Annotated in this window: 3 protein-coding genes; 2 read left to right on the top strand and 1 reads right to left on the bottom strand. The window is 32.2% G+C overall.

The features are described 5' to 3' along the window. Positions 1-231 precede the first annotated feature (231 nt). Positions 232-3,753, bottom strand: coding sequence for a pyruvate:ferredoxin (flavodoxin) oxidoreductase (nifJ, locus tag U9R42_14935; protein ID MEA3497320.1), 3,522 nt, complete (start codon positions 3,751-3,753; stop codon positions 232-234). Between the two features lie 266 nt (positions 3,754-4,019). On the opposite strand from nifJ, the gene U9R42_14940 reads away from it, so the two are divergent. Together U9R42_14940 and U9R42_14945 are read left to right on the top strand one after the other, a co-directional pair. After that, the gene (locus U9R42_14940) at positions 4,020-5,864 is read left to right on the top strand and encodes a 2-oxoacid:acceptor oxidoreductase subunit alpha (protein ID MEA3497321.1); all 1,845 of its coding nucleotides are present in this window, start codon (positions 4,020-4,022) and stop codon (positions 5,862-5,864) included. A 47-nt stretch (positions 5,865-5,911) separates the two neighbouring features. Beyond that, positions 5,912-6,952 (top strand): 2-oxoacid:ferredoxin oxidoreductase subunit beta, encoded by a 1,041-nt coding sequence (locus U9R42_14945; GenBank protein ID MEA3497322.1) that lies wholly within the window; start codon positions 5,912-5,914, stop codon positions 6,950-6,952. Positions 6,953-6,977: the final 25 nt, after the last annotated feature.

Raw genomic sequence — 6,977 nt, forward strand, 5'->3', positions numbered from 1 at the left:
ATATTAAGAAAGAAAAATAACACATAAGGATATATTCCTGATATTATGAGGTATAAACAATTTTTGAATGAATTTTCAAAATAATGAAAATACTAAAATTAGGATTTAATTATGGCTGAAAAGTTTGCTGTGAAAATTGGTGTTTAAAGAACCTCCCATAATATATTATAAAAAAAAAGGCAGTCAAAAAATATTGACTGCCTTTGTGTTTCTAAAAGAATTTCTCTTGAATTATTTCCTGTCTGCCATTTGTTTATACTTATCGTATTTCCATTTTGCATTTTCTTCTGATAAAGCAAATAATCTTTTAGCTTCTTCAGGGAACGTTTTTATAAGAGAAGTATATCTTACTTCATTATTAAGAAAATCTTGAAACTTATTCCAATCAGGTTCTTTTGAATCAAGAACAAAAGGATTTTTTCCTTCTTTTTCTAGCAATGGATTGTATCTGTAATTAAACCAGTATCCTGAATCAACAGCAAATTTTTCCTCAGCTTGTGTTGAGTTCATTCCTGATTTAATACCATGAGCTATACAAGGAGAATAAGCAATTATAACTGATGGTCCGTGATATGATTCGGCTTCTTTTATTGCTTTAAAAAATTGTGATTGACTCGCACCCATTGAAACACTTGCAACATAAACATCACCGTAAGTCATTGCCATTGCACCAAGGTCTTTTTTACTTTGTTTCATACCTGATGAGGCAAATTTTGCAACCGATCCGTAAGGAGTAGATTTTGAAGCCTGTCCTCCTGTATTTGAATAAACTTCAGTATCAAGAATAATAATATTCACATCTTCTCCTGATGCAATAACATGATCAAGTCCACCAAAACCAATATCATAAGCCCAGCCATCACCACCAACAACCCATACTGATTTTTTTATAAAATATTGTTTTAGTTTTAAAAACTCATCAGCAATAGCATTCTTTTCTTTTTCTAAAATTGGAATTAATTTTTTAGAAGCTTCAACAGATTTTTTAGCATCTTCCTTCCCTTCAATCCACTCATTAAAAGCAACTTTTGTATCAGCATTAACATCTTCTAAATTTGCTTCCATTTTCATAGCTATTCTGTTTCTTAATTGGTTAATACCAATTGCCATTCCAAAGCCGTATTCTGCATTGTCTTCAAATAATGAATTAGCCCATGCAACACCATGTCCGCTTTTATAATTTGCAGTGTAAGGTGTTGATGGAGCAGAACCACCATAAATGGAAGAACAACCTGTAGCATTTGCAATAAGCATTCTTTCTCCAAAAAGTTGTGTAATAGCTTTTAAGTAAGGTGTTTCACCACATCCTGCACATGCTCCTGAAAATTCAAATAATGGTTGTGCAAATTGACTGTTTTTAACATTTTGTTCCTTTGGTACAACTTCATCTTTATATCCAACAACTTCATCCATGTAAGTCCATCGTTCGATTTCCTCTTCTTGTGTTCCTAATGGTTTCATAACCAGTGATTTTTCTTTTGAAGGACAAACCTCAGCACAAGAGCCACAACCGGCACAATCAAGAATACTAACCTGAATTTTGAAATTATATTCTTTAAGTTTTCCAACACCTTTTATTGTTTGAGTTCCCTCAGGTGCATTTTTAACTTCCTCCTCAGTTAGTAAAAACGGACGAATTGCAGCATGAGGACAAACATAAGAACATTGATTACACTGAATACAATTATCAGCAATCCATTCGGGAACATTAACAGCAACACCTCGTTTTTCGTATTTTGTAGTCCCTGCGGGGAAAGTACCATCTTCTCTACCTACAAAAGTACTTACAGGAAGTGAATCTCCTTCTTGTGCATTAATTACATCAGCAACATTCCTAATAAATTCAGGAATATTTTTATCTTTCTCAATTTCTACTATTTCCAAATCTTTCCATTCCGAAGGAACGGCAATTTCCACAATATCACCTCCTTGGTCAACTGCGGAATAGTTCATGTTTACAATTTTATCACCTTTGATTCCATAAGTTTTTAAAATAGCATCTTTCATTTTTTCAACTGCCAATTCATAAGGTATTACATTAGCAACTTTAAAAAATGCCGATTGCATAATAGTATTTGTTCTTGAACCAAGACCAATGTCTTCGGCAATTTTTGTAGCATTAATAATATAGAATTTTATATCATTTTCGGCAAGATATTTTTTTATGTTATTGGGTAATCTTTCTTTTGTTTCCTCAATATCCCAAATACTATTGAAAAGGAATGTTCCTCCTTTTTTTAATCCTTTAAGCATATCATATTTTGTGAGATATGCAGGAACATGACAAGCTACAAAATCGGGAGAGTTTACAAGATAAGTTGACCTAATTTCATTATCTCCAAATCTTAAATGGGAAGCAGTAAATCCACCTGATTTTTTTGAATCATAAGAAAAATATCCTTGACAGAATTTGTCGGTATTATCTCCAATAATTTTAATGGAGTTTTTGTTTGCACCAACTGTTCCGTCTGCACCAAGTCCATAAAATTTTGCTTCAAAAGTTCCTTCAAATTTAATTTTTTCTTTTGTATTTATTGGTAAAGATGTAAACGTTACATCATCGTTAATACCAACAGTAAATTGATCTCTTGGTTTATCTTGTTTAAGATTTTCAAATACAGCAATTACTTGTTCAGGTATAGTATCTTTTGAACTTAATCCATAGCGTCCACCAACAATAATCGGTTTGTCATCTTTTTCATAAAATAAGTTTCTTATATCTAAATAAAGAGGTTCGCCCATTGCACCAGGCTCTTTTGTTCTGTCAAGTACTGCAATTTTCTTTGCTGTTTTTGGAAATACCTTAAAGAAATATTTTTCTGAGAAAGGACGATAGAGGTGGCAAGTTATAAGTCCAACTTTTTCGCCATTTGCATTAAGATGGTCAATAGCTTCTTTTGCAGTTTCTGTAACTGTTGTCATTGCAATAATAATTCTGTCAGCATCTTTTGCACCATAATAAGTAAACGGGTGATATTCTCTGCCAGTAAGTTTTGTTATTTCTTGCATGTAGTCCTCAACAATATCGGCAATAGGTTCATAAAATCTATTAACAGATTCTTTTGCTTGGAAATAAATGTCAGGATTTTGAGCAGTACCACGAGTAACAGGATGTTCAGGATTTAATGCATTGTCTCTGTATTTTTGTAAAGCATTCCAATCTAAAAGTTTTGACATTTCATCAGTAGTAGGAATTTCTACTTTTTGAATTTCGTGAGATGACCTAAAGCCGTCAAAGAAATGAACAAAAGGAATTCTTGATTTTATTGATGCAAGATGAGCAACACCTGCAAGGTCAATAATTTGCTGAATACTACCACTTGAAAGCAAAGCAAAACCTGTTTGACGAGTAGCATAAATATCGGAATGATCACCAAAAATTGAAAGTGCATGAGAAGCAACGCTTCTTGCTGATACATGAAATACTCCGGGTAATAATTCTCCGGCAATTTTGTACATATTCGGTATCATCAACAAAAGTCCTTGAGAGGCTGTAAAAGTACTGGTAAGGGCTCCTGCTTGTAAAGAACCATGTACCGCACCTGATGCTCCTCCCTCAGATTGCATTTCCGAAACTTTCACTGTTTCACCAAAAATATTTTTTCTGCCATTGGCAGACCATTCATCAATATATTCTGCCATATTTGATGATGGTGTAATTGGATAAATTGCCGCTACTTCACTAAACATATAAGCCATATATGAAGCAGCATAATTCCCGTCACATGTTATAAATTTTTTTTCTCTATTCATAAAATATTTATTTTTATCAATGTTATGCTAATTTAAATGAGTTCGCAATTTAAAAAAAAAAAATTAAATTGTATTCGGAAAAATCAATTTTGAAAAATAATTATTAAAACATCTAATAAAATGTGTTGTTAAGCAAAACAATGAAATTTGTTAAAAAAATATAATTTTTTATTACATTTAAAGAATAAAATTATATTCCTTTGTTACTCTAATAATTCATTAAATAAAAGTTTAATAAATAGAATTTCAACATAAAATTATTTAAAATGTCAAAGAATTCAAAAACAATTGAAGTTGATGAGGTAGTAATTAAGTTTGCAGGAGACTCAGGTGATGGCATGCAATTGTCAGGCACACAGTTTTCAGGAACCTCTGCGTTTGCAGGAAATGTCATTTCTACATTTCCTGATTATCCATCCGAAATACGAGCTCCTCAAGGAACGGTTTCCGGTGTTTCCGGTTTTCAGGTACATATCGGACACAAAGAAGTTTATACTTCAGGTGATCAAGCCGATGTACTTGTAGCTATGAACCCCGCTGCTTTAAAAGCAAATCTGAAATGGATAAAAAGAGGTGGAACTATCATCATAGATGATGATAATTTTACTGAGAAAAATTTAAAAAAAGCAGGTTTTGAAGATAATCCATTTGATGACAATACTTTAGTAGGGTACAATGTAGTGCATGCACCAATAACAACACTTACCCAAAAAGCTCTTGAAGATATGAATCTTAAAAGCAAAATAGTTTTAAAATCAAAAAACATGTTTGCTTTAGGAATACTTTACTGGATGTTTAATGAAAAACTTGATGCAACTGAAAAATTCTTTGAGCAAAAGTTTAAGAAAAGCCCGGAACTTATTGAGTCAAATAAAAAAGTTTTAAAAGCAGGTTATTATTTTGCTTGGACAAAGCAAGAAATGGATGTAAATTATAAAGTTTTACCTGCAAAAAGAAAGGCGGGAAAATATAGAAATATTACAGGTAATACAGCAACAGCTTGGGGCTTAATAGCAGCAGCAGAAAAGTCAAAACTTCAATTATTTTTAGGTTCTTATCCTATCACACCTGCTTCACAAATTCTTGAAGAATTATCAAAGATGAAACACTTTGGTGTAAAAACTTTTCAAGCAGAAGATGAAATTGCAGGAATAACATCTGCAATTGGAGCTAGTTTTACAGGTTCACTTGCAGTTACAACAACCTCAGGACCAGGATTAGCACTTAAAAGTGAAGCAATTGGATTAGCAGTTATTACTGAGTTACCTCTTGTTATTGTTAATGTTCAACGAGGAGGACCTTCAACAGGTTTACCAACCAAAACAGAGCAAGCTGATCTTATGCAAGCTTTGTATGGAAGAAATGGAGAAAGCCCATGTATTGTTATGGCAGGAACAACTTCTTCAGACTGTTTTCATTATGCTTATACGGCATGCAAGCTTGCACTTGAGCACATGACTCCTGTTATTTTGCTTACAGATGGATATCTTTCAAATGGTTCTGAGCTTTTAAAAATCCCTGAAATGTCAAAAATGGATGAAATAAAGCCACGTTATGTAAAAGATAATGACAGCGATTATCAACCTTATAAAAGAGATGAAAAAACTCTCGCAAGAAAATGGGCATTACCAGGGCAAGAAGGATTAAGACATAGAATTGGAGGTCTTGAAAAATGGGATATTACAGGAAATGTATCTCACGACCCTGAGAACCATCAAAAAATGTCAGAAATACGTGAAAATAAAGTTCAAAAAGTAGCGGATTATATTCCTGAACAAAAAATAGAAGGAGAACAATCAGGTGATTTATTAGTTGTAGGTTGGGGTGGCACTTACGGTGCATTGTTAACTGCTGTTCAGGAATTGAACGAAGAAAAGATGTCTATTGGTCTTGCTCAGTTTAATTTTATTAAACCTTTACCAAAAAATACAAAAGATGTCTTTAGTAAATTTAAAAAAATTATTGTTTGTGAATTAAATATGGGGCAATTTGTAAAATATTTAAAATCAGAAATTCCTGAATTTAAATATGAGCAATTTAATAAAATACAAGGATTGCCTTTTATGGTTGCCGAATTAAAAGAAAAATTCACTCAAATATTAAATGCTTAAATTTATTTTGAATATTTATAATTTCAAAAAAAGAAAATTGATTTAAAATGGAACAAAAAAAAATAAAAATAGATGAATTACAGTTGACAAAAAAAGATTTTGTTAGCGACCAAGTAGTAAAGTGGTGCCCCGGATGTGGTGATTTTGCAGTACTAAATTCACTTCAAGGAATATTACCTAAAATAGGAAAGAAAAAAGAGGATATTGTTATCGTTTCAGGAATTGGCTGTTCTTCAAGATTTCCATACTACATGAACACATACGGAATTCATGGAATTCATGGAAGAGCTGCACCAATCGCTTCCGGTGTAAAATTATCTAATCCCAATCTTAGTGTATGGCAAATTACCGGTGACGGTGATGGAATGGCAATTGGCGGTAATCACTTTATTCATCTTGTAAGAAGAAATATTGATATCAATGTTTTATTATTCAATAATAAAATTTATGGACTAACAAAAGGGCAGGCTTCACCTACGTCTCCAAAGGGTAGTAGAACAAAAACATCCCCTGACGGAACTATTGAAAAACCATTTAGACCGGGAATTTTAACATTGGGTGCTCAAGGAGATTTCTTTGCAAGAATACTTGATAGAAATATGTCAAAAATGCAAAATGTAATGCTTGCTGCTGAGAAACATAAAGGTACATCAATTGTAGAAATTTTACAAAATTGTGTTATTTTTAACAATGATGTTCACGCTATTGTTACTGCCAAAGAACATGAACACGATAATCAATTATGGCTTGAAGATGGAAAACCTATGCTTTTTGGAAAAGAAAAAGAAAAAGGAATAATATTTAATACAAAAACATTAACACTTGAAGCTGTTAAAATTGGTGAAAACGGAATTAGTATTGATGACATTCTAGTTCATGATGCTCAAATGGATCTTCCTTGGTTACATCTAAAACTTATACAGATGCATCCCCCTGAACTTCCTCTTGCACTTGGTGTTATCAGATCTGTTAAAAGTACTACTTATGAACAATTACTTGAAAATCAAATCACTGAAAGAAAAGAAAATTCCAAGTTTAAAAATGTGGATGATTTACTTAACAGTGGTGATGTTTTTGAAATAAAATAAAACTAACAAATTTATTTTAAATTTA

The sequence above is a fragment of the Bacteroidota bacterium genome (assembly GCA_034723125.1).
Lineage (GTDB): Bacteria > Bacteroidota > Bacteroidia > CAILMK01 > JAAYUY01 > JAYEOP01.